This is a genomic window from Frigoribacterium sp. Leaf415 (assembly GCF_001424645.1).
In the GTDB taxonomy this organism is placed as follows: domain Bacteria; phylum Actinomycetota; class Actinomycetes; order Actinomycetales; family Microbacteriaceae; genus Frigoribacterium.
The window spans coordinates 808089-829875 of sequence record NZ_LMQR01000001.1 but is presented as its reverse complement, the minus strand read 5'-3'; the positions used below and the strand labels follow the sequence as shown (position 1 = coordinate 829875).

Annotated in this window: 19 protein-coding genes; 1 reads left to right on the top strand and 18 read right to left on the bottom strand. The window is 69.0% G+C overall.

Going from position 1 to position 21787, the window contains the following annotated elements; genetic code table 11:
* Positions 1–15: 15 nt before the first annotated feature.
* The 4 genes from ASG28_RS03830 to ASG28_RS17040 all read right to left on the bottom strand — a co-directional run bounded on the left by ASG28_RS03830 (position 16) and on the right by ASG28_RS17040 (position 8772).
* Positions 16–5832, bottom strand: a complete 5817-nt coding sequence (locus ASG28_RS03830) for an Ig-like domain-containing protein (protein ID WP_055972177.1) — start codon at positions 5830–5832, stop codon at positions 16–18.
* Entirely contained in the window at positions 5832–7253 is a 1422-nt protein-coding gene (locus tag ASG28_RS03825; protein ID WP_055972174.1) for a serine/threonine-protein kinase, read from the bottom strand. The genes ASG28_RS03830 and ASG28_RS03825 overlap by 1 nt, the downstream gene beginning before the upstream one ends.
* A 176-nt stretch (positions 7254–7429) precedes the next feature.
* Positions 7430–8227: a PP2C family protein-serine/threonine phosphatase gene (locus tag ASG28_RS03820; protein ID WP_055972171.1), complete on the bottom strand. Its 798-nt coding sequence runs from the start codon at positions 8225–8227 to the stop codon at positions 7430–7432.
* Positions 8224–8772, bottom strand: coding sequence for an FHA domain-containing protein (locus tag ASG28_RS17040; RefSeq protein ID WP_326937855.1), 549 nt, complete (start codon positions 8770–8772; stop codon positions 8224–8226). The genes ASG28_RS03820 and ASG28_RS17040 overlap by 4 nt, the downstream gene beginning before the upstream one ends.
* Positions 8773–8961: 189 nt before the next feature.
* Between ASG28_RS17040 and ASG28_RS03810 the strand changes: the two genes are divergently transcribed.
* Positions 8962–9522 carry a methylated-DNA--[protein]-cysteine S-methyltransferase gene (locus tag ASG28_RS03810; RefSeq protein ID WP_082454339.1) on the top strand — a complete coding sequence of 187 codons (561 nt, stop codon included), beginning with the start codon at positions 8962–8964 and terminating at the stop codon, positions 9520–9522.
* A gap of 33 nt (positions 9523–9555) precedes the next feature.
* Here ASG28_RS03810 and ASG28_RS03805 read toward each other — a convergent pair whose 3' ends face one another.
* From ASG28_RS03805 to prfA, 14 genes are all read right to left on the bottom strand, one after another.
* Positions 9556–10311, bottom strand: coding sequence for a YaaA family protein (locus tag ASG28_RS03805; protein WP_055972165.1), 756 nt, complete (start codon positions 10309–10311; stop codon positions 9556–9558).
* A 28-nt stretch (positions 10312–10339) separates the two neighbouring features.
* Positions 10340–10600 carry a F0F1 ATP synthase subunit epsilon gene (locus tag ASG28_RS03800; protein ID WP_043594515.1) on the bottom strand — a complete coding sequence of 87 codons (261 nt, stop codon included), beginning with the start codon at positions 10598–10600 and terminating at the stop codon, positions 10340–10342.
* A gap of 2 nt (positions 10601–10602) precedes the next feature.
* Complete coding sequence (gene atpD / locus ASG28_RS03795) at positions 10603–12063, bottom strand: F0F1 ATP synthase subunit beta (RefSeq protein ID WP_043594513.1); 1461 nt, start codon at positions 12061–12063, stop codon at positions 10603–10605.
* 41 nt (positions 12064–12104) lie between these two features.
* Complete coding sequence (locus ASG28_RS03790) at positions 12105–13004, bottom strand: F0F1 ATP synthase subunit gamma (protein ID WP_043594511.1); 900 nt, start codon at positions 13002–13004, stop codon at positions 12105–12107.
* Between the two features lie 44 nt (positions 13005–13048).
* Positions 13049–14686 (bottom strand): F0F1 ATP synthase subunit alpha, encoded by a 1638-nt coding sequence (atpA, locus tag ASG28_RS03785; RefSeq protein WP_055972164.1) that lies wholly within the window; start codon positions 14684–14686, stop codon positions 13049–13051.
* Positions 14687–14745: 59 nt separating this feature from the next.
* A complete protein-coding gene (locus tag ASG28_RS03780; protein WP_055972162.1) occupies positions 14746–15540 on the bottom strand; it encodes a F0F1 ATP synthase subunit delta in 795 nt (264 codons plus the stop codon).
* 2 nt (positions 15541–15542) lie between these two features.
* The gene (locus tag ASG28_RS03775) at positions 15543–16103 is read right to left on the bottom strand and encodes a F0F1 ATP synthase subunit B (RefSeq protein WP_054145784.1); all 561 of its coding nucleotides are present in this window, start codon (positions 16101–16103) and stop codon (positions 15543–15545) included.
* A gap of 20 nt (positions 16104–16123) precedes the next feature.
* Positions 16124–16357 carry an ATP synthase F0 subunit C gene (gene atpE / locus ASG28_RS03770; protein ID WP_043594505.1) on the bottom strand — a complete coding sequence of 78 codons (234 nt, stop codon included), beginning with the start codon at positions 16355–16357 and terminating at the stop codon, positions 16124–16126.
* 54 nt (positions 16358–16411) lie between these two features.
* Complete coding sequence (gene atpB / locus ASG28_RS03765) at positions 16412–17218, bottom strand: F0F1 ATP synthase subunit A (RefSeq protein WP_043594504.1); 807 nt, start codon at positions 17216–17218, stop codon at positions 16412–16414.
* 182 nt (positions 17219–17400) lie between these two features.
* Positions 17401–17826 carry a hypothetical protein gene (locus ASG28_RS03760; protein WP_055972160.1) on the bottom strand — a complete coding sequence of 142 codons (426 nt, stop codon included), beginning with the start codon at positions 17824–17826 and terminating at the stop codon, positions 17401–17403.
* Complete coding sequence (locus ASG28_RS03755) at positions 17823–19103, bottom strand: MraY family glycosyltransferase (protein WP_055972157.1); 1281 nt, start codon at positions 19101–19103, stop codon at positions 17823–17825. Before ASG28_RS03755 ends, ASG28_RS03760 begins: the two co-directional genes overlap by 4 nt.
* Entirely contained in the window at positions 19100–19777 is a 678-nt protein-coding gene (locus ASG28_RS03750; protein WP_055972154.1) for an L-threonylcarbamoyladenylate synthase, read from the bottom strand. The genes ASG28_RS03755 and ASG28_RS03750 overlap by 4 nt, the downstream gene beginning before the upstream one ends.
* 39 nt (positions 19778–19816) lie before the next feature.
* On the bottom strand, positions 19817–20707 hold the full coding sequence (prmC, locus tag ASG28_RS03745) for a peptide chain release factor N(5)-glutamine methyltransferase (protein ID WP_235477515.1): 891 nt from the start codon (positions 20705–20707) through the stop codon (positions 19817–19819).
* A complete protein-coding gene (gene prfA / locus ASG28_RS03740) occupies positions 20704–21786 on the bottom strand; it encodes a peptide chain release factor 1 (RefSeq protein ID WP_055972151.1) in 1083 nt (360 codons plus the stop codon). Before prfA ends, prmC begins: the two co-directional genes overlap by 4 nt.
* Position 21787 lies beyond the last annotated feature (1 nt).

The window sequence follows — 21787 nt, the reverse complement described above, 5'->3', positions numbered from 1 at the left end:
GAGGGAGTCGCGGCGTCAGCCACAGTTTGCCGTGACCCAGCCCGCGGCAGTCTGCGGATCGCCGCTCGCCGGGACGACCGTCGCCTTGATCCGGGCCTGCTGAGCGCCTTCAGGAACGGCCGTCGGGTCGTCGGACGAAGCGTTCCGCCAGCTGGTGATGCCGAGGATCGGCACGTTGTACTGGATCTCGAACGTGGTGGAGGTGCTGCCGCCGGTGTTCCGAGGATCGTTGGTGTTCAGCCTTCCTGCCGGCTGGCACGAGGTGATCTCCCCGACGGTCTGGAGCGGGGTGACGCCGGCACTCGCATCCGAGTTCTGGTTGGAACAGCTCGTCGCCCGGCAGGCTCGGATGACGACCGACGCGTTGCGCCCGTAGACGGACGAGTCGGCGAGTGACGTCACGTAACCGTCCGCCGAGGGAGTCACCCAGTCCTTGTCACCGAACTTCGCCTGGAAGAAGACACCGTCGGCGTCACCCTCGACGGAGAGATCCGTCACCCGCACGTCGAACCGGTCCTGTCCGCTGTTCGCGACGGTGACCGTTCCTCGTGCCTTCCCCGGCAGGCTGGAGACGGACGTCGCCGAGGCGGAGCAGAAGACGGTGTTGTCGGCATGGACGAAGTACGTGTACCGCTTGCCGTTCTCGGCCGTCTTGTCGTCCGTGGGGCTGGACGCGTTCGAGGACAGTCTCGTCCGCGACGGGGAACAGTCCGTACCCGCGACGTTGCCTTCGCTTCGCCAGAGGGAATAGGTGACCGGTGCGGACCCGGCCGGCGACGCGTCCGACCACGAGACCCTGATCGAACCGTCGGCCTGGACCACCGCGTTCGGGGCCGTCTGACCGGGAGGACCGAAAGCGGAGGCCTGCGCGACGTCGCTCCGCGCCCAGTCGGTGTCGCTGCTGACCTGGGCGGCGTTCCGGGCGAAGACCCGGAACGTGTAAGGCTGCCCCGGGACGAGCCCGCCGATGACCATCGCCGTCGAGGTCGTGTCACGTCGTGCAGGTGCGTTCTGGCCGGTGGCCTCCACCGTGTAGCCCGCGACGGCGGTGCCGGGGCTCGGCTTGGGGACGGCGTTCCAGGAGATCTGGAGTTCACCGGCGGTACTGGTCGGCACGACCCTCACCCCGGTCGGCGCCGCGGGCACGTAGTCGGCGCTGTACGGGTCGCTCGAGGCGCTGGCCGCCGACTCTCCGATGCCGTTGACCGCGGTCACGGAGAACCGGAAGGTCTGCTCGGGGTCGAGGTCGGTCAGGGTGCACACGGTGGCCAGCCCGCAGTCCTTGGCGTACGAACCACCGGACGAGCCGGTGCCGGCCAGACGGTAGCCGGTCAGCGGCGAGTTGTTGGCCGCGGGCGCCGTGTAGCTGAGGGTGAGCTGTCCCCCCTTGAAGGTGCCCGATCGGACCGGTGCGTTGGGGGCGTTCGGAACGTCCTGCACGCTGATCGTGACGGTGCCCCACACGGAGCGGTCGGGGTCGTTCGTGACGTCGGCCACCTGGTACTGGAGGTTGGTGTCGCCCGGGGCGGCGGAGGCCGCGACCGAGACGGCGAGACTGCGGTTGTCACCGCTCGGCGTGATGGAGACACCCGCCGGGACGGACGACCCGTTCAGTCCCCGGATCGCCACCACCCGGAGGGCCTGGCCGGGGAAGGGGTTCGTCGCCTGGTCGTTCTGCAGCACGTCGACCGTGGTCGATGCTCCGCGCTTGACGACGGCACGGTCGGCCGCCGGCTGGGCGAGCGGTCGGGTCGATCCCACCACCGACAGGGTGACGGCACCGCTCCGGCCCGGATTGAGTGCGTCGCTGACGGCGACGGGCAGGGACCTGCTCGTCCCCTTGGCGGTGCCCGCGTCTGCCGACACCGTGAGTTTCGACCCCGACAGGTCGAAGCCGAAGCCCGCCGCACCGCTCTGCTCGACCGAGTAGCTGAGCTCGTCGACGTCGTCCGGATAGGGATACGTGGTGAGCCTGGCGAGGTCGAGCGTGCGGGACTGGCCCGGTTCGAGGTCGATCGACGTTCCGTTGAAGACGGGCGGTTGGTTCTCTCGCGACGTCACCGTGATGGGCAGCACGAGCGACGCCGTCCGTCCGTCCGGGTCGTCGGCCGAGCGGCCGTCGGTCACCTGGAACGAGATCGAGGCTGTGCCCGAGAACAGGTCGGCCGACGTGAAGCGGAGGGTCGTGTCGTCGACGACGAGATCGTCACCGTTCGAGTTCGTCGCCCGGACGGTTCCGGGGTCGGTCAGTCGGACACCGTTGGTACCGGCGGAGATGACGTAGCGGTCGAGGTCGATCGTGACGGCCTTCTCGCTCTCGACCGTGATCGGACGGACGGTCCGGTCGATCTGTGGGAGGGCGTCGTCGAAACCGGGCACGACGATGAACGCGTAGGCGCGGATGCCCGGGTCGTCCTTCCTCGAGACGGAGAACGGGATGATCTGGCTCGAGTCGGTGATGCGGACGGTCACGCGCGAGTTCGGTGTCACCTCGGCGGTCGAGCCGAAGCCCGGCGCCAGTCCGAGGTCGAGTCGGGACGTGCTGCCGTCCGAGAAGAACACGTTCGTGAGCGGGTTGACCGTCACGGTCTGCCGACCGGCGATGTCGCTGAGACCGAGCACCGTGTCGTCGGCGAGGGGGTAGTTCAGCGGCGCGTCCGGATCGACCGTCACGGTGACGAAGGTCGAGCTCTGGCCGCCGCGCTCGTTGGACACGGTGTAGACGAGGCCGTACGTGCCCGGTGTCTCGGGGGGCGTCACCGACACCATCGTCCCCGAGACGACCTCGGCGACGATGCCCTCGCCGTTCGGCTCGACCGCGTCGACCGACAACGCGCCCCCGTCGGGGTCGGAGTCGTTGTCGAGCACCCGGACCGTGATGGAGCCCCCTGGTCGCATCGTCACCGCGTCCGCGACGGCGATCGGGTTGCGCGACCCGTCGGCGCGGGTCGAGATGCCCACGCGGACCGTGCCGGTGGCCCGGGCACCCAACCCGTCGACGACCGTGTACGTGAAGCTGTCGGTGCCCGCCGAACTGGCGTTGGCCTGGTACTCGACGTAGTCGGTGCCGACGGTCGACACGCTGCCCTTCTCGGGGTTCGTGCCCACTCCGAGCAGCTGGACCGAGTCGCCGTCGGGATCGATCCCGTCGAGGGGGACGCCGACGCGGACCGTCTCGCCGGCGACGACGCGCGCCGTCACCGACTGGGGCGCGGGGGCCGCGTTGCTGCCGGCGTCGACCTCGCGGACCGCGATGGCGACCTGGGCGGACGCTCGCTGCCCGTCCGGGCCCTCGACGGTGTAGGTCGCCGTGACGTTGCCCGGGGTGGACGGGGCCAGGTACCGCAGACGGTTGCCCGACGCGAACAGCAACCCGCTGCCTGCCGGGACGTCGCTCTCGAGTCGTGGCACCAGCGTCAGCTCGTCGCCGTCGGGCTGTTCGTCGTTCGCGAGGACGTCGATGTCGATCGAGTCCCCCACCCGGACGGTCACCTGGTCGTCGGTCGCGATCGGGGGCTGGGTGATCGCCCGGCGCGGGATCTCGACCACCGTCACCGTGCCGGTGGCCGAGGCGAGGCCGTTGCTGACGGTGTAGCCGAAGGTGACCGGCCCGTCGTCGAGCGGAGCCGCGAGCGTGATGCGGGCGTAGCGCTGGTCGATTGTCTCGACCCTGATGCCCGACGACGCGGGTACGACGTCGGTCGCCGTGAGCATGAGGACGTTGTTGGCCGGGTCGCGATCGGTCGCCACGACGTCGAGCGTCTGCGTGCCCAGCGTCTCGACGAAGATCGTCTTGGGTGTCGTGATCGGGGGTGTGCCCGCGTCCGGAGGCGACTGGACGTCCACCCGGACCATGCCGGTCGCCGTCTGGTCGCCGTCCGTCACGGTGTACTCGAGGAGGTGGGTCCCCGGCGCGTCGCTGAGGAACCGGAACGTGCCCTGTTCGTAGTTCGGCGTGACGGTGACGCCGTCCTTCGTCGGGACGCTGTTCAGCTTGATCGTGCCCGTACCGCCCCGTGCGTAGGTCAGCGGTCGCACGGTCAGCTGCTGGCCCGCGTAGGCCTGTTGTGAGAACGGCAGGGCCTCGAGCGGCACCTGGCCCGCCCCCATCACACCGATCGAGAGCGCCCCCCGCCCCTCGTCGCGGCCGTCCGAGACCGTCAACGGGACGTCCACGGTCGTCTCGCCCGCACCGGCGTCCTGGTAGACGACGTCCCCGGACGGCTTGTACGACACCCCGGCCACCCCACCCGCCGAGGTCAGGTAGAAGGCGTCGCCGTCGGGGTCGATCCAGTCGCCCAGCACCGAGGTGGTGACGCGCCCCGACGACGACACCGAGGCGGTCGTCCTGCGCGCCTGCTGCGGCGGCGAGTTCTCGGAGGGTTGTCGCACGGTGACGGCGACCGTCGCACTCGCCTGGCCGCCCCGCCCGTCGGAGATCGTGTAGTCGAACGTGAAGGTGCCCGAAGTCGAGTCGGCCAGGGTGAGCAGCACCTGCTGCCGATCGTTGACGAGGTCGAGCCGGCCGACGGAGTCGTCGAGAGCCGACACGTCGTCGATGACGAGCGGGTCGCCGTTCGGGTCGTAGTCGTTGAGCAGGACGGGCACGGTGCTCGCCCGACCCGGTCGTGCACCGAACGCGTCGTCCACGGCGACCGGTGGTTTCTGGTCGAGATCGAGCTCGGGCGGTTGCTCGTCGTCGTTCTCCTGCTGCTCCTCCTGGTCGCGGTCCTCTTGGAAGAGGTCGGACCAGTTGTCGATCAGCTGGCCGGAACGCTGGACGGCCCACGACCGCCCCGTCGCCGGGTCGTTCAGCACGACCCGACGTGCGTTGACGTCGAAGACGAGGTCCGCGCCTCCGGCGACCTGGTCGAGGTCGAGGACTCCCCCGCGGGCCGATGCGCAGTCGCTCCACGCCGAGCCGCCCGCCCAGGCGGCGAGACGGCAGTCGCCGACGACCACGGGTCGTGCGGGCTTGCCCTCGCGTCCGCCGACGACCTCGGTGACCCGCGACGAGTCGATCGACACGGACAGGAGGCCGGTGGACGTGGCGACCAGGACCTCGTCGCCCGTGTCGGACCCGGCCTGCAGGGCGAGTCCACCGGAGGCCCGGTCGGACAGGTCGACCTGCCGTCCGTCGACGACCAGGGCTCCCGTGACGGTGTCGAGCACGGCCCAGTGGCTGCCCACGGAGGCCACCTGGTACCCGGCGGACGACGAGGCCGGCACGTCGTGCGTCTCGGTGACGTCGGGTGACACCGTGCCGTCGAAGAGCGACACCTGGCCGGTGTCGGTCGAGTAGGCGGCCACGGTGCCGTCGGCCGTGACGCTGGTGACGAGTCCCTTGCCGAGGCTGAGGTCGGGGTCGACCTCGTTGCTGAAGGACGACAGGTCGGAGAGCGGTTGGCTCCACACCTCGCCCGTGCCCTGCGAGACGACGAGCGCCCGGTCGCCCGCGATCGACACGTCGGGTGACTCCGGGGGCAGCGGGACGCTCTCGGCGACCTCGGCCGTCGCGGTGTCGACGAGGCCGACGGTGGCGTTGCTGCGGTCGACGAGGAGGACGTCCTGCCCGCGCTGCACGACCGACACGTCGGCACCGGTGCTGCGCACGGCGGAGTTCAGCTGCAGGACGTCGGTGTTGGCCCGGCCGATCGCGGACCGTTCACCGTTGGCCACCCAGACCGTGCCGTCGGACAGGTCCACGCGCTGGGCCTCGTAGCCGTCGCTGGCCACGGCGATCGTCGTCACGAGCGTGGCCACCACGACCACTCCGACGCCGGTGACCACGGCGGATCGGCGACGGGCAGCCCAGTCGAGCAGCCGCCCCATCAGCCCTGACCCGCCGTCGCGCAGTTCTCGTTGCTCGCCGGGCCGGTCGCCCCACCGCGGCTCACGGTGACGGTGATGCAGACCTCGTCACCCGGGTCGGCGGGGGTGGCGACGAACCGGTCGGCGGACTGCTGGCTCGTCTGCTCGCCGGTCGAGATGACGTAGGTGTCACCTGCCCGGAGTCCCGGGTCGCTCCAGGTGAAGACCACCGAGGACCCGTCGCTCGACGACGCGACGTCGGCCACCCGGGGGATGTCGGTCGACGTCGAGCGGACCAGCACGAGCGTCGCCGCGGCCGCCAGGCCGATGCCCACGACGGACACCGCCACGAGGGCCCAGGTCATGACGAGCACGGATCGACGTCGCGCCGGGCGCGTTCCCGTGCTGCGGGGAACCGCGCGGCTCTGTTGCAGCGAACCGCCGTGCTGCGCCTGGACCTGGGCCTCGGTCGCCAGACGTCGGCGACGACGCCGGGAGGCCTGCACGGGGGTCACTCCTCGGAGGCGCGTCTTGTCCTCGAGGTCTGCCACGGTCGCGAGGGCCCAGTCGTCGACGGCCACCTCGATGGGCGTCTGCACGACGCCGATCTCGCTCTCGACCTGCTGCAGCTCGCGCACGAACTCGAGGACGCTGGCCTGGCGGTTCTCGGGACGACGCGACATGGACCTCGCGAGCAGCCGCTCGAGCGTGGGCGGGACGTCCGTCCGACCGGTGGGCACGAGCTTGGCCTTGTCGATGCGGCCGATCAGGTCGGAGGCGCCGTTCTTGTCCCCGCCGAGGACCTCGAACGGGCTGCGACCCGCGAGCAACGAGTACACCGTCGCGCCGAGCGACCACACCTCGGACTCGATCGTGCCGTTCGTCTCGTCGAGCAACACCTCGGGCGCCGACCACGGGATCGACATGCCGACGACCTCTTGCGGCTCGCTCTCGCTGAGTGACGCGGCGATGCCGAAGTCGGACAGCACGGGATGGCCGTAAGCCGTCATGAGGATGTTCGACGGTTTGAGGTCGCGGTGGAGGACGCCCTGCCGGTGGGCCGTCTCGACCGCGCTGCCGATCTTGACGCCGATGCGCAGGACGTCCGCGACCGGGATCCGGTCGCGCCGGTACCGCTCGCTCAGCGACGACGAGCAGAGTTCCATCACCAGGTAGGGACGACCGTCGGCCGAGACGCTGGCCTGGAACACCGTGAGGATCGACGGGTGGGCGCTGAGCTGGGCCATGAGGTTGGCCTCGGCCTGGAACATCTGCCGGACCTGGTCGTTCACGACCTCGCTGAGCATGACCTTCACCGCGACCTGCCGGCGTGGCATGTTCTGTTCGTAGAGGAACACGTCGGCGAAGCCGCCCGACCCCAGCACGCGCACGTGCGAGAAGCCCGGCAGCACGGGGGGCGCCGAAGGCAGTCGTCGAGCCACGTCGCCTCCTCTGGGGGATCGATGCCGGGTCGGCTGGGTGGAGCCGGTCGGCGTCGGTCCGACCGCAGCCATTCTACGCGGGGGCCCCTGACGCCCGAGAGGCCCGCGGGCCCCCCTGTGGACAGGCCGCGTCCCCCCACTTCGGGGGCCGGGCCGTCCGCCGGTGCGTGTCGCGCCTAGTCGGCGTCCGGTGTCTCGACGCCCCGGACGTCCACGACGAGGGCCGTCACGTTGTCGCGCCCGCCCGCCTCGACGGCGGCCTCGACGAGGGCCGTCGCCGCCGGCTCGGCACCCTCGACACCTCCCAGCACCTCGGCGATCCGGTCCGCCGACAGCTCTTTGGTGAGGCCGTCCGAGCAGACGAGGAGGCGCAGGCCGGGTCGGGCGGGGACCCGCCAGTAGTCCGGTCGCGGGTCGACGTCGAAGCCGACCGCCCGGGTGATGACGTTGCTGTCGGGGTGCTTCTCGGCGTCGTCCGCGTGCAGGAGCCCGGCGTCGACCATCTCCTGGACGACGGAGTGGTCGACGGTGACCTGGCGCAGACGACCGTCCTCGAACATGTACACGCGCGAGTCACCCACGTTGAAGACCGTGAAGTCGACCTCGGCACCGTCTGCTTCGCGGGAGAGGAACGCCCCGGTGGCCGTCGTGCCGACCCCGAGCTCGGTGTCGGCCGCCGCGACGGCGATGTCCTCGGTGGCGACGCGCAGGGCCGTCTCGACGTCGTCCGTCGTGGCGAACGGCCGGGACGCGATCTCGCTCATGCGGCGCACGACCGCGTCGCTGGCGACATCGCCGGCGCTGTGCCCGCCCATGCCGTCCGCCACCACGAAGAGCGGGGCCTCGGCGAGGTAGCTGTCCTCGTTGTGGGCGCGGCGCCGACCGACGTCGGTCACCCCTGCCCAGTCGAAGGTGAGCCCCGGGCCGTCGAGGCCGAGGGCGTGGGCGGTCGTGGGGCGGCCGAGCTCGGTCACAGGAGGGGTTCTTTCGTCGGGATGATGCGCTGGGGAGGCAGGATCTCGAGAAGGTTCCCGTCACCTACGTCCACTATCGTGCCTGCACGCGCGACGAGCGACTCGCCTTGCCGGAGAACCACGGGAACGCGTCCCGGCTCGGTCACCCGGGTCCCGTTCGTCGACCGCAGGTCGGTGATCACGACGATGCCTCCTTGCTGGCGCACGTCGACGTGGGCGCCCGAGACCTCGTGGCGGGGGGACGGGACGGTCACCAGGCGTGGGGCGGGCCCCGACCCGACGCGCGGCCCGGCGGGCCGGCGCCCGACCACGACGGGCGCGTCGAGCAGCAGGTCCTGGCCGGCGACCCTCACCCCGTGGAGGCGCGGTGCGGGACGGGCGGACGGGTTCTGCACCCTGCCCCTCGCCGCGGTCACCGTCGGGGACGCCCGGAGGACCGTGTCGTCTGCGTCCGCGGCGCCCGAGGGGCGGGCGCGACGGCCGACGACCGTGTCGTCGATCCCATGGCGTTCGTGCCACGGGTCTGGTGACTGTGCGGCGGACATCTCGTTCCTCTCACCGGGGCCGTGGCGCGCGTCGGCGACCACGACCTCCACGCTAGCGCGCGGCGAGACGCACGCCGCGTCGGCGTGGCGCCGCACGACGTCTCCTCCCCATGCTCGGCGGGGTGCCATCGATGCACATCGGCGCCGTGCACCCTCATCCGGGCCGGACCCCGGCCCTAGCGTGACGCCATGACCGACCTCGTCCTCGTGCCCCCGCTGCCGCCCGGCCGAGCCGGCGACGACGAACCGCCGGGACTGGTCCGGCTCGACTCCCCCGTCGGACGCATCGAGATCGTCAGCCGGCACTTCGCCGTCGAGGGCCTGGCGATCGAGCGCGACGGTGTGCTGCCCCACGACGATCAACCCGAACGGCCCGACAGTCTGCTCGACGCCGCCCGACGACAGGTCGACGGCTACTTCGAGGGGGTGCGCACCCGCTTCGACCTCCCGTTCCGCCTGGTCGGTTCGAGCTTCCAGCGCTCGGTCTGGTCCGCGCTGCTCGAGGTCGAATGGGGACGGGCCACCACCTACGGACGGCTCGGCGGGACCTTCGGCAATCCTCGGGCCGGGCGAGCCGTCGGCGGAGCCGTCGCGGCCAACCCGCTGCCCTTGCTCGTCCCCTGCCACCGTGTGCTCGGTCGGACGGGCGGCGTCACCGGCTACACCGTCGGTGCGGGGGTCGACACGAAGAAATGGCTCCTCCGGCACGAGGGCATAGCGTTCCGAGACGGTCCTGTGCCCCTCGACTGAGCCGGGGACGTCGACAGGTCGTTCGGCCGACGATCAGGCCGAGGCCTCGAGGACCGACTCGGCCACGAGAACGGTCTCGTCCCCCGGCTCGAGCACGAAGCCCCGACCGCGGGCCCAGTGCGTCAGGTCGTCGAGGTCGGACAATTCGGGGCGATCCGTCAGGAGTGCCCGGACGAACAACCCCTTGCTCTTCTTGTTGAAGTGGTTGAGGGCCCGACGTCGGTCGCCCGCGTCCGAGACGACCCGGACGTACGTCGATCGGGGACCTGTCGGCCCGAGTCCGACGTATCCCTCCGATCGCAGATCGACGACGAGTTCGTCGACGCCGGCCAGCACCTCGGACACCGGGCTGCGCCAGAGTTTCTTCAACGAAGTGCGAGGCACCTTGGAATCGTGCGACAGCCGGTAGGCCGGGATCTCGTCACCGGCCCGGAGCAGCCCGAACAGGGCCGAGTGCACCACCACGTGTCGGTGCGCCCAGCTCCATGCGTCGGCACCGAGCAGTGCCACGCCGAGGGGATCGAAGAGCACACCCGTGTAGCGCGCCAGAGCCGGCATCGTCGGCGACAACGTCACTTGCTGGTTGCGTACGACCTCGTGAGCCTGGGTGGGGCCGAGCTTGAGGGCGACCGCGGCCGCCGAGACGTCGACCGACATCTCGTCGAGCAGAGCCAAGGAGGCGCGGCGAGGGCCCTCGAGTTCGTCGAACGACAGTGCCGTCACGTCGAGCCGTGAACCGACGCTGCCCCCGTCGAGTTTGGTCTCGGACGGGGGCAGCAGGAACAGCATGGAACTCGGTGGTGCAGGCGACTGGTGATCAGTTGAGCTGCGCGTTGCGCGCGACGACCGTCACGGTGTCGTTCTCGACGGAGAGGAAGCCGTCATCGGCGGTCGCCTCGACGGTGGTGCCGTCGGACAACCGGACCCTGACCTGGCCTGAGGCCAGGATGGCGAGGATCGGCTCGTGACCGGGAAGGATCCCGATCTCACCCTCGGCGGTGCGAGCGACGATCGACGACGCCTCGCCCGACCACACCTCGTGGTCGGCCGAGACGACGCTGACAGTGAGAGCAGCCACGATCAGCCGTTCTCCTTCTGGATCTGAGCCCACTTCTCTTCGACGTCCGAGATGGAACCGACGTTGAAGAAGGCCTGCGTGGCGACGTGGTCGAACTCGCCGTCGGCGATCGCGGTGAAGGACTCGATGGTGTCCTTCAGCGGGACGGTCGAACCCTCGACACCGGTGAACTTCTTCGCCATGTAGGTGTTCTGCGAGAGGAACTGCTGGATGCGACGGGCACGCGACACCGTGATCTTGTCCTCTTCGGACAGCTCGTCGACACCGAGGATGGCGATGATCTCTTGCAGCTCTTTGTTCTTCTGCAGGATGGCCTTGACCCGGATGGCCGTGTCGTAGTGCGCCTGGCCCAGGTAACGGGGGTCGAGGATGCGACTGGTCGAGGTCAGCGGGTCGATCGCGGGGTAGAGACCCTGCGACGCGATCTCGCGCGACAGCTCGGTGGTCGCGTCGAGGTGCGCGAAGGTCGTCGCGGGGGCCGGGTCGGTGTAGTCGTCGGCCGGCACGTAGATCGCCTGCAGCGAGGTGATCGAGTGACCACGCGTCGAGGTGATGCGCTCCTGGAGGACACCCATCTCGTCGGCGAGGTTGGGCTGGTAGCCCACGGCCGAGGGCATGCGACCGAGAAGGGTCGAGACCTCGGAACCGGCCTGCGTGAAGCGGAAGATGTTGTCGATGAAGAGCAGCACGTCCTGCTTCTGCACGTCACGGAAGTACTCGGCCATGGTGAGGGCCGAGAGCGCGACGCGGAGACGGGTTCCCGGCGGCTCGTCCATCTGGCCGAAGACCAAGGCGGTCTTGTCGAACACGCCCGCCTCGTCCATCTCGGCGATGAGGTCGTTGCCCTCGCGGGTACGCTCGCCGACGCCGGCGAACACCGAGACACCACCGTGGTCCTGGGCGACACGCTGGATCATCTCTTGGATCAGGACGGTCTTGCCGACGCCCGCACCACCGAAGAGGCCGATCTTGCCACCCTGCACGTAAGGCGTCAGGAGGTCGATGGACTTGATGCCCGTCTCGAACAGCTGAGTCTTCGACTCGAGCTGGTCGAACTTCGGGGGCTTGCGGTGGATCGGCCAACGCTCCGTGATCTCGACGGTCTCGTCACCCTCGAGGTTGAGGATCTCGCCCGTGACGCTGAAGACCTTGCCCTTGGTGACGTCACCGACGGGCACGGAGATGGGGGCGCCTGTGTCGATGACCTCTTGCCCGCGGACGATGCCGTCGGTGGGCTTGAGGGCGATGGCACGGACGAGGTCGTCGCCGAGGTGCTGGGCGACCTCGAGCGTGATCTGCGTGGTCGTGTCACCGATGGTGATCTTGGTGGTCAGCGCGTTGTAGACGCCGGGGATGGCATCATGCGGGAACTCGATGTCGACGACGGGGCCCGTGACCCGGGCGATGCGCCCGACGCCGGGAGCCGACTCGGTCGCGACCGGTGCGGTTGCGGTGTCAGTCATGGCTTCTCTCTCTTCGGATGATGATGCTGTGGTGCAGAGCTCTACTTGGCCGACCCGAGGGCGTCTGCGCCGCCCACGATCTCGGAGATCTGCTGCGTGATCTCGGCCTGGCGCGCGTTGTTGGCCAGGCGGGTGAAGTCGCGGATGAGGGTGTCGGCATTGTCGCTGGCAGCCTTCATGGCCTTCTGACGGGCGGCGTGCTCGGAAGCGGCCGACTGCAGCATGGCGTTGAAGATGCGGCTCTCGATGTAGACCGGCAACAAGGCGTCGAGGACCTCGGTCGGGTCGGGCTCGAAGTCGTACAGCGGCAGGACCTCGTCCTCGCCAGGCTCTTCGATTCCCTCGACGACCTCGAGAGGAAGCAGACGGACGACCTCGGGGACCTGGCTGACCATGTTCACGAAGCGGTTGTAGACGATGTGGATCTCGTCCACGCCGCCCTCGGCCGCCTCGGTGAGGAACTTGGACACGACCGCGTCGCCGATCTCTTTCGCCGTGGCGAACTCGGGCTGGTCGGTGTTGCCGGTCCACACCTGCTCGGCATCACGACGTCGGAAGGCGAAGTACCCCTGGGCCTTGCGACCCACGAGGTAGTAGACGACCTCTTTGCCCTGGCTCCGCAGCAGTTGTGCGAGCTGCTCGCTCTCTTTCAGCGTGTTCGAGCTGAACGCGCCGTTGAGACCGCGATCCGACGTGAACACGACGATCGCGGCACGCTCGACCGTCTCGGGCTCGGTGGTCAACACGTGGTCGACGTCCGAGAACGTCGCCACGGCCGACACCGCACGCGTGATGGCCCGTGAGTACGGCCCGGAGGCCTTCATCCGGGCTTGCGCCTTCTGGATGCGCGAGGCCGAGATGAGCTCCATCGCGCGAGTGACCTTCTTGGTCGTCTGCGCAGAGCGGATCCTCTGCCGGTAGACCCGGAGTTGGGCTCCCATTACTCTCCTGTTGTCTCGTCAGTCGTGAACGTCGAACGGGCGCGTCAGCGCTTCGTCTTGACGATCTTCTCCTGGTTGACGTCGTCGGCGTCGGTGGCCTTGAACTCTTCGCGTCCCACCGAAGCGAGGGGCTTGCCCTCACCGGTCTGGAACTCCTGCTTGAACGAGTCGATGCCGCTTTCGAGAGCTGCGACGATCTCGTCCGTCAGGACGTTCTTCTCACGGAGATCGGACAACACGGACGTGTTGCGACCCATGTAGTCGAGCAGCTCCCGCTCGAAGCGCAGGATGTCGGGCACGGGGACCTCGTCGAGCTTGCCGTTGGTACCGGCCCAGATCGAGACGACCTGGTCCTCGACCGGGTACGGCGAGTACTGCGGCTGCTTGAGGAGCTCGGTCAGGCGAGCACCACGTGCGAGCTGACGGCGGCTCGCCGCGTCGAGGTCGGACGCGAACATCGCGAAGGCCTCGAGCGAGCGGTACTGGGCGAGCTCGAGCTTCAGGGTGCCCGAGACCTTCTTGATCGACTTGACCTGGGCGTCACCGCCGACGCGCGACACCGAGATGCCCACGTCGACCGCGGGACGCTGGTTGGCGTTGAAGAGGTCGGACTGCAGGAAGATCTGACCGTCGGTGATCGAGATGACGTTGGTCGGGATGTAAGCCGACACGTCGTTGGCCTTGGTCTCGATGATGGGCAGACCCGTCATGGAACCGGCGCCCAGCTCGTCGGACAGCTTCGCGCAACGCTCGAGGAGACGCGAGTGCAGGTAGAAGACGTCACCCGGGTAGGCCTCGCGTCCCGGCGGACGGCGCAGGAGGAGCGAGACGGCACGGTAGGCCTCGGCCTGCTTCGACAGGTCGTCGAAGATGATGAGGACGTGCTTGCCGCTGTACATCCAGTGCTGGCCGATGGCCGAACCGGTGTACGGGGCGAGGTACTTGAAGCCGGCGGGGTCCGAGGCGGGAGCGGCGACGATCGTCGTGTACTCCATGGCTCCGGCCTCTTCGAGCGCACCCTTGACCGAGGCGATCGTCGAGCCCTTCTGGCCGATGGCGACGTAGATGCAGCGGACCTGCTTGTTCTCGTCGCCGGACTCCCAGTTGGCCTTCTGGTTGATGATCGTGTCGATCGCGATGGCCGTCTTGCCGGTCTGGCGGTCGCCGATGATGAGCTGACGCTGGCCCCGTCCGACGGGGATCATGGCGTCGATCGCCTTGATGCCGGTCTGCATGGGCTCGTGGACCGACTTGCGCTGCATGACGCCGGGAGCCTGGAGCTCGAGGGCGCGGCGACCTTCGGTGGCGATGTCGCCGAGACCGTCGATGGGAGCACCCAGCGGGTCGACGACGCGACCCAGGTAGCCGTCGCCGACGGGGACGGACAGGACCTCACCCGTGCGGGTGACCTCCATGCCCTCTTCGATGCCGGAGAACTCGCCGAGCACGATGGCGCCGATCTCGTCTTCGTCGAGGTTCTGGGCCAGGCCCTGCGTGCCGTCCGCGAAGCGGATGAGCTCGTTGGCCATGACGCCGGGGAGCCCCTCGACGTGGGCGATGCCGTCAGCTGCGTCCGTGACGTGGCCGACCTCGGTGGTCGAGGCCTTCGAAGGGTCGTACGACGAGACGAAGTCCTTCAGCGCGTCGCGAATCTCATCCGGGCTGATCTTGATGTCTGCCATTGTGATTCCTATTCGTAGCGAGGCTTCGGGAGGCCTCGAGTCTGTGTGTGAGAGCGTGACTAGCCGGCGAGCTGCAGGCGGAGCAGGCTGAGCTTGGTCGCGACGGTGCCGTCGATCACCTCGTCGCCCACCTGGACCCGGAGACCGCCGACGACGGCGGGATCGATGACCTGGTTGATGCGCAGGCTACGCCCGAACTGCTTGGCCAAACCGTGCTGCAGTCGTGTGACGTGGGCGTCACCGAGGCGAACGGCGCTCGTGACGGTGGCGACGAGCTGGTCGGACTGGTCGGCGACGACGTCGGCCGCGTGACGCAACAACTCGCCGATGCGACGACCACGAGGCTGTCGCACCAGGTGCATGGCGATGGCGATCGTCTGAGGGCTGGCCTTGCCTCCGAGCAGACGCCCGACCAGGGCTGCCTTGGCGTCCGGGTCGCCCAGCTTGGAGCCGATGGCCAGCTCGAGCTGCGCGTCGGTGCGGACGGCGGCGTCGAAGGCGAACAACTCGTTCTCGATGCTGCTGTCGGCCGGGGTGGTCGACGCGATCGCCCGGAAGGCGACCTCTTCGATGCCGGCGAGCAGATCGTCGGACGACGACCAGCGGCTGCCGACGACCGACACGAGCACCGCTCGTGTCGACTCGGAGAACGACCCGAAGAGCCGGTCGAGCAGCTGCTTCTTCGTCGTGACGTCGACGGCGGGGTCGGCGAGGTACGACTGCAGCTGAACGGAGCCGCCGATGACCCGGCCGGCGTCGAGCAGTTGCTCACCCGTCGTCAGGTCGACGGAACCGCCGAGGTCGGAGAGGACCGACCGCGCCGAACCGAGTGCTTCTCGGGACATGGAACCCATCGTCAGTTGCCCGCCTTAGCGTTCTCGTCCGCCTCGAGGTCGGCGAGGAATCGGTCGACCACGGCCGAGGCCTTGGCGTCGTCGCTGAGCGACTCACCGATGACACCCGACGCGAGGTCGATCGCCAACGAGCCGACTTCGGACCGGAGCGAGGCCACGGCGGCCTGGCGCTCGGCCTCGATCTGCGCGTGGGCGGAGGCGGTGATGCGGTCGGCATCGGCCTGCGCCTGCTGCTTGAGCTCGGCGATGATCTCGTTGCCCTCGGCGCGCGCAGCCTCACGGATGCGAGCGGCCTCGGCACGAGCGTCGGCCAGCTGCTTCTTGTATTCGTCGAGGGCCTTGGCAGCCTCGGCCTGTGCGGCCTCGGCGTGCTTGATGCCGCCTTCGATGCGCTCGGCACGCTCGTCGAGGATCCTGCGGAACTTGGGGATCGCGAAGAGCCCGAAGAACGCGGCGATGACCACGAAGACGACCAAGGACCAGAGGATGTCGTAACCAGCGGGGAAGAAGATGGCGGCGCCTTCGGGCGCACCACCCTCGGCCGCGAGGATCGTCTCGATCATCGGTGTGTCGTCCTAACTGATCAGGAGAAGATGAAGCCGGCGGCGAGGCCGATGAAGCCCAGCAGCTCGGTGAACGCGATGCCGAGGAACATCGTGACCTGCAGGCGGCCGGCCAGCTCGGGCTGGCGAGCCATGGCCTCGACGGTCTTGCCCGCGACGATGCCGATACCGATGCCGGGGCCGATCGCAGCGAGGCCGTAGCCGACGGTCGCGATGTTGCCGTTGATCTCAGCGAGGATCGTGGTGGTGTCCACTTGTGTTTCCTTCCGGTTGGGCGATGCACGTCGGATGACGTGCGTCGTCTGTATTTAGTGTTCTTTCGCCGCGGCCTGTTGGATGTAGACCGAGGCGAGGAGCGTGAAGACGTAGGCCTGCAGCACGGCGACGGCCATCTCGACGATGGTCATCACGAAGCCACCGATGAGGGTGAGAGCACCGAAGGCCATGAAGCCCCCGCTCATGCTGAAGAAGAAGAAGTGCGTCGCCGCGAAGCAGAGCACCAGCAAGAGGTGGCCGACCATCATGTTCAGGAGGAGTCGAAGGGCCAGCGAGATCGGCCGCACGATGAAGATGTTGATGAACTCGATGGGCGTCAACAGGATGTACATGACCCACGGCACACCGGGCGGGAAGAGGGCGTTGCGCAAGAACGTCGCGCCGCCGGCCTCACGGAAGCCCGCATAGATGAACATGATGTAGGCCACGACCGCCAGCAGCAGCGGCATGGCGATCACCGAGGTGCCCGCGATGTTGAGACCCGGGATGATGCCCGTGATGTTCATGGCGAAGATGCCGAAGAACATCGCCGCCAGCAGCGGCAGGTATTTGCGTCCGAGCTTCTCGCCGAGGATCTCCTCGACGATCTGGATGCGGACGAAGTCGAGGCCCAGCTCTGCGATGCTCTGCCCACGGGACGGGATGAGCCGTCCCTTGCGCAGGGCCAGCCAGAACAGCAGCAACATGACGGCGATCGCGAAGAGGCGGACCAGCATGATGCGGTTCAGCTCGAAGGGAGTGCCCTCGAAGAAGATGGCGGGAGGGAAGAACTCGTCAAGAGTCGGGGCGTGGAATCCCCCGTCCCCGTGGCCGGCTTCGGCAGCGGAGAGCAGGTTCACAGCGTTCGCTATCAGCGCTATCTCCTGTGTCGGGGCGAGCACCCTGAAGTGTCGCGACGATTGGTGGGGTTTGTCATCCGTGCACGCTGGAGACGCGGCCGGGGAACGTCGCCAACCCTATCAAGGTAATGCTTGCTTCCACGAATCGGTCGAGGTATTTTCACCGTCTGCACGCATGGCCGTCAGTCCTGGGGAGCAGGGGGCAGCGTGGCGTCGCTCACGTACGCCAGTCGCCCCCGGACGACCACGAGGGCGTCGACCGCGAGGGTGCCGATGATCGAGACGACGAGAGCCAGGAAGAGCACCACGTCGTTCACGAACGGCTGGTCGCGCAGCACGACGAGCAACACGATGAAGATGACGAGCTTGAGCAGCCAGGCACCCATCACGATGCCGAAGAACGCCCCGAGCGTGAACCGGATGGCCACCAGCATGCTCGCGGCCGTGATCGCCGCGAAGAGGATCGCGAGCCCCACCCCGACGAGGGCGCTCCACAGGCCGTCGGTGCCGGCGAAGAGGAAACCGAGCCCCCCTCCGACCACGGCGATGACGAGGGCGAGCACGCCCGTGTACTTCAGGATCTGGGTGAAGATCGAGCTGGCGTTCATGGGTGGTCCTTCGGGTTCGTCAGTTCGGGCACCACGGCCTTGGCCGCGGTGTCGGTGTCGTGCGGATCGAGGACGTCCGCGGCGGCGTCGAGCGGGTCGAACCGGTCGGACTCCGTCGTCGAGAGTTCGTCCGTGCGGGTCGTCTGGACGGCGATCTCGACCTTCTTGCGGCGGCTGAGCGGCGACAAGGTTGCAGCGGTGCAGGCGACCAACCCGACGCCGAGGAACACGGCGACCAGATAGGTCGGCTTGACGAAGAGGAACATGAGACCCCCGACGGCCGCCACGATCGTCCAGGCGTAGAAGATCAGGACGGCTTGGAAGTGGGAGTGCCCCATGTCGAGCAGGCGGTGGTGCAGGTGCTTGCGGTCGGCGGTGAACGGGGACTTGCCGGCGCTCAGTCTCCGGAGGACGGCCAGGCCGAAGTCGAGCAACGGCACGACGAGGATCGCGAACGGCAGGATGATCGGGATGAAGGCCGGAAGGAGGGCCGTCCGGGAGATCCCGGCCGGGTCGATCTGCCCGGTGACCGAGATCGCGCTCGTCGCCATGACGAGACCGGTGAGCAGCGCACCCGCGTCGCCCATGAAGAGCTTGGCCGGATGCCAGTTCAGCGGTAGGAAGCCGAGACAAGCCCCGATCAGCACGGCCGAGAGCAGGGCCGCGAGGTTGAAGTACTCGGTCTGGCCGATGGTGATCGAGATGACGAAGCTGTAGACGAAGAAGACGCCGTTGGCGATGATGGCGACCCCGGCCACGAGGCCGTCGAGACCGTCGATGAAGTTCACGGCGTTCATCACGAGGACGATCGTCAGCACCGTGAGCACGAGGGACATGTACGGCGAGCCGATGGCCAGGCTGCCCCCGATGGGCAGCGAGACGAGTTGGACGCCCTGCCACGCGAGGACGCCGGCGGCGATGATCTGACCCGCCAGCTTGGTCATCCAGTCGAGGTCGTACAGGTCGTCGACGACTCCGATGACAACGATGATCGTGGCGGCGCCGATGATGGCCAACGGAGGCCCCGCGTCGGCGAACACGAGACGGAAGTAGTCGACTCCCGAGATCAGGGGGAAGACGAACCACGCCGCGAGCAATGCGACCACGATGCCGGCCCACATCGCGATGCCCCCGAGTCGTGGCGTCGGCGTCTGGTGGACGTCACGCTCGCGGATCTTGGGATACAGGCGGTACTTGAGACCCACCCGCCAGACGACGACGGACAGCACGAAGCTGACCGCGGCCGAGATCGCCAGCGCGAGGAGGTAGTACCTCACGCGAGTGCGTCGACCCCGACGACGCGGATGATGTCGGCGTCGGACAGGACACCGTGACGCACGATGCGCAGCACCCCGTCGGCACCCCCCGTGGCGTCGACGATGGTCGACCCCGTATTGGCGCCGGCCCGGTGTTCGTACGACGTGCCCGCGGGGCCGTCGTCGAGGTAGACCGACACCGAGTCGCCGAGCATGCGACGCGCGTCGCCCGCCGACTCGGCAGCGGGCCGGCCGGTGAGGTTTGCGCTCGACACCGCGAGCGGGCCGGTCTCTTCGAGCAGCTCGAGGGCGATGCGGTGGCTCGGCACGCGCAGGGCGACGGTGCCGCGCGTCTCGCCGAGGTCCCAGCTGAGCGACGCCTGCGCACGGAAGATCACCGTGAGCGGGCCGGGCCAGAACTCGTCGAGCAGCGGACGGACGACCTCGGGCACCCGGTCGGTGAGCGCGGCGAGGGTCTCTTGCCCCTTGATCAACACGGGAGGCGGCGACTGACGGCCACGGCCCTTGGCGTCGAGCAGGCGCTGGACGGCGTTCGGGTCGAACGCGTCGGCCGCGACGCCGTAGACCGTGTCGGTCGGCAGGACGACGAGTTCGCCTCGACCGATGGCACCACGCGCCATGCGCATGCCGGCGAGCAGTTCGGAGTCGACGGAGCAGTCGTGAAAAGTGGCCATGACCTGACGATGATAGTGCGACGGACCGGGAGAACCCGGTCAGCGCACCGCGGTCGTGGCCCGGTCGCGACCGGTGAGGTCGGGATGCGTGGCCGGGGAGCGCCATCCGTCGGCCGTCAGGAGGTCGCGGATCGCGCCTCCTTGGAGCTCGCCGTGCTCGATGACGAGCGCTCCCCCGGGGAGCAGCAGCCGCCGGGCGGTGAGGGACAACGCCCGGACGAGGTCGAGGCCGTCCTCGCCGCCGTACAGGGCGAGGGCAGGATCGTGAAGGCGCACCTCGGGGTCGCGCGGGATCATGCCGACGGGCACGTACGGCGGGTTCGAGACCACGACCGAGACCGTGCCGTCGAGTTCGGGAAGGGCGTCGGCGAGGTCGCCCTCGACGAGGCGCACGTTGTCGACCCCCACCGCGGCGATGTTGCGACGGGTCCACACGGCCGCCTCGGGAGACAGCTCGACGGCGACGACCGTGGCCGTCGGCACCTCGGAGGCCATCGCCAACGCGAGGGCTCCGCTGCCGGTCCCGAGGTCGACGGCGACGGGCGACGCGTCCGGCACGGCGCGGAGGGCGTCGATCGCCAGCTGGGCGACGCCCTCGGTCTCGGGCCGCGGGACGAAGACGCCGGGACCCACGTGCAGCTCGAGGTGCCGGAAGGACGCGCGCCCCGTGATGTGCTGCAGGGGCTCGCGGGAGGCGCGGCGCGTGATCGCGGCGACCAGCGCCTCCTGCTCGTCCGTCGTCATCGGCGCCGCCGTGACGGCCCTCGCCCGGACGACTCCCCTGGCCAGGCCCGTGACGTGCGCGAGCAGGAGTTCGGCGTCGACGTCAGGCGACGGCACACCGGCGTCGGCGAGGACGGCCGACGCGACCCGGAGGGCGGCGTCGACCGTCGTCACGCCGTCGAAGGCCGTGGCGATCGCGTCGGTCACGACGCGGTGTCGCCGATCTCGGCGAGACGGGCCTCTTCGTCGGCCTGGATGCACGAGTCGACCACCGGGCCGAGCGCACCGTCCATGACCGCGTCGAGGTTGTACGCCTTGTAGCCGGTGCGGTGGTCGGCGATGCGGTTCTCGGGGAAGTTGTAGGTGCGGATGCGCTCCGACCGGTCCATGCCCCGGATCTGGCTCTTGCGGGCGTCCGACGCGATGGCCGCCTGCTCTTCTTGCTGACGGGCCAGGATGCGGGCCCGCAGGACGCGCATGCCGGCCTCGCGGTTCTGCAGCTGGCTCTTCTCGTTCTGCATCGCGACCACGATGCCCGTGGGCAGGTGGGTGATGCGGACGGCGGAGTCGGTCGTGTTGACCGACTGGCCGCCGGGGCCGCTCGACCGGTAGACGTCGATCTTGAGATCGTTCTGGTTGATGTCGACCTCTTCGGGCTCGTCGACCTCGGGGAACACGAGCACGCCCGTGGTCGAGGTGTGGATCCGCCCCTGCGACTCGGTCGCCGGCACCCGCTGCACGCGGTGCACGCCGCCCTCGTACTTGAGGTGCGCCCAGACGCCCTGCGAGGGGTCGGACGCGTTCGACTTGAGCGCGACCTGCACGTTCTTGTAGCCGCCGAGGTCGGAGTCGTCGCTCGCGATCATCTCGGACTTCCAGCCCTTCGACTCGGCGTAGTGCAGGTACATGCGCAGCAGGTCGGCAGCGAACAGGGCGCTCTCGGCCCCGCCCTCGCCGCCCTTGATCTCCATGATCACGTCGCGCCCGTCGTCCGGGTCGCGCGGGATCAGGAGGCGCCGCAAGCGTTCCTGGGACTCGTCGAGCGCCTGCTCGAGGCCGGGCACCTCGTCGGCGAACGCCTCGTCCTCTTTCGCGAGTTCGCGCGCGGCCTCGAGGTCTTCAGCCGCCTGCTGCCACGCCGAGTGGGCAGCCACGATGCGGCTGAGCTCGGCGTAGCGGCGGTTGATCTTCTTGGCGCGAGCGGCGTCGGCGTGGACGGCCGGATCGCTGAGCTGCGTCTGCAGGTCGTCGTGCTCGGCCAGCAGCACGGCCACCGACTCGAACACG

Excerpts from the sequence above, each read along its gene's own strand:
- ASG28_RS03780 (WP_055972162.1), bottom strand. The coding sequence starts at position 15,540 with ATGGGTTCCATGTCCCGAGAAGCACTCGGTTCGGCGCGGTCGGTCCTC.
- ASG28_RS03790 (WP_043594511.1), bottom strand. The coding sequence starts at position 13,004 with ATGGGAGCCCAACTCCGGGTCTACCGGCAGAGGATCCGCTCTGCGCAG.
- ASG28_RS03810 (WP_082454339.1), top strand. The coding sequence starts at position 8,962 with ATGACCGACCTCGTCCTCGTGCCCCCGCTGCCGCCCGGCCGAGCCGGC.
- atpD (WP_043594513.1), bottom strand. The coding sequence starts at position 12,063 with ATGACTGACACCGCAACCGCACCGGTCGCGACCGAGTCGGCTCCCGGC.
- ASG28_RS03805 (WP_055972165.1), bottom strand. The coding sequence starts at position 10,311 with ATGCTGTTCCTGCTGCCCCCGTCCGAGACCAAACTCGACGGGGGCAGC.
- ASG28_RS03750 (WP_055972154.1), bottom strand. The coding sequence starts at position 19,777 with ATGGCCACTTTTCACGACTGCTCCGTCGACTCCGAACTGCTCGCCGGC.
- ASG28_RS03830 (WP_055972177.1), bottom strand. The coding sequence starts at position 5,832 with ATGGGGCGGCTGCTCGACTGGGCTGCCCGTCGCCGATCCGCCGTGGTC.
- ASG28_RS03760 (WP_055972160.1), bottom strand. The coding sequence starts at position 17,826 with ATGAACGCCAGCTCGATCTTCACCCAGATCCTGAAGTACACGGGCGTG.
- ASG28_RS17040 (WP_326937855.1), bottom strand. The coding sequence starts at position 8,772 with ATGTCCGCCGCACAGTCACCAGACCCGTGGCACGAACGCCATGGGATC.
- ASG28_RS03775 (WP_054145784.1), bottom strand. The coding sequence starts at position 16,103 with ATGATCGAGACGATCCTCGCGGCCGAGGGTGGTGCGCCCGAAGGCGCC.
- atpA (WP_055972164.1), bottom strand. The coding sequence starts at position 14,686 with ATGGCAGACATCAAGATCAGCCCGGATGAGATTCGCGACGCGCTGAAG.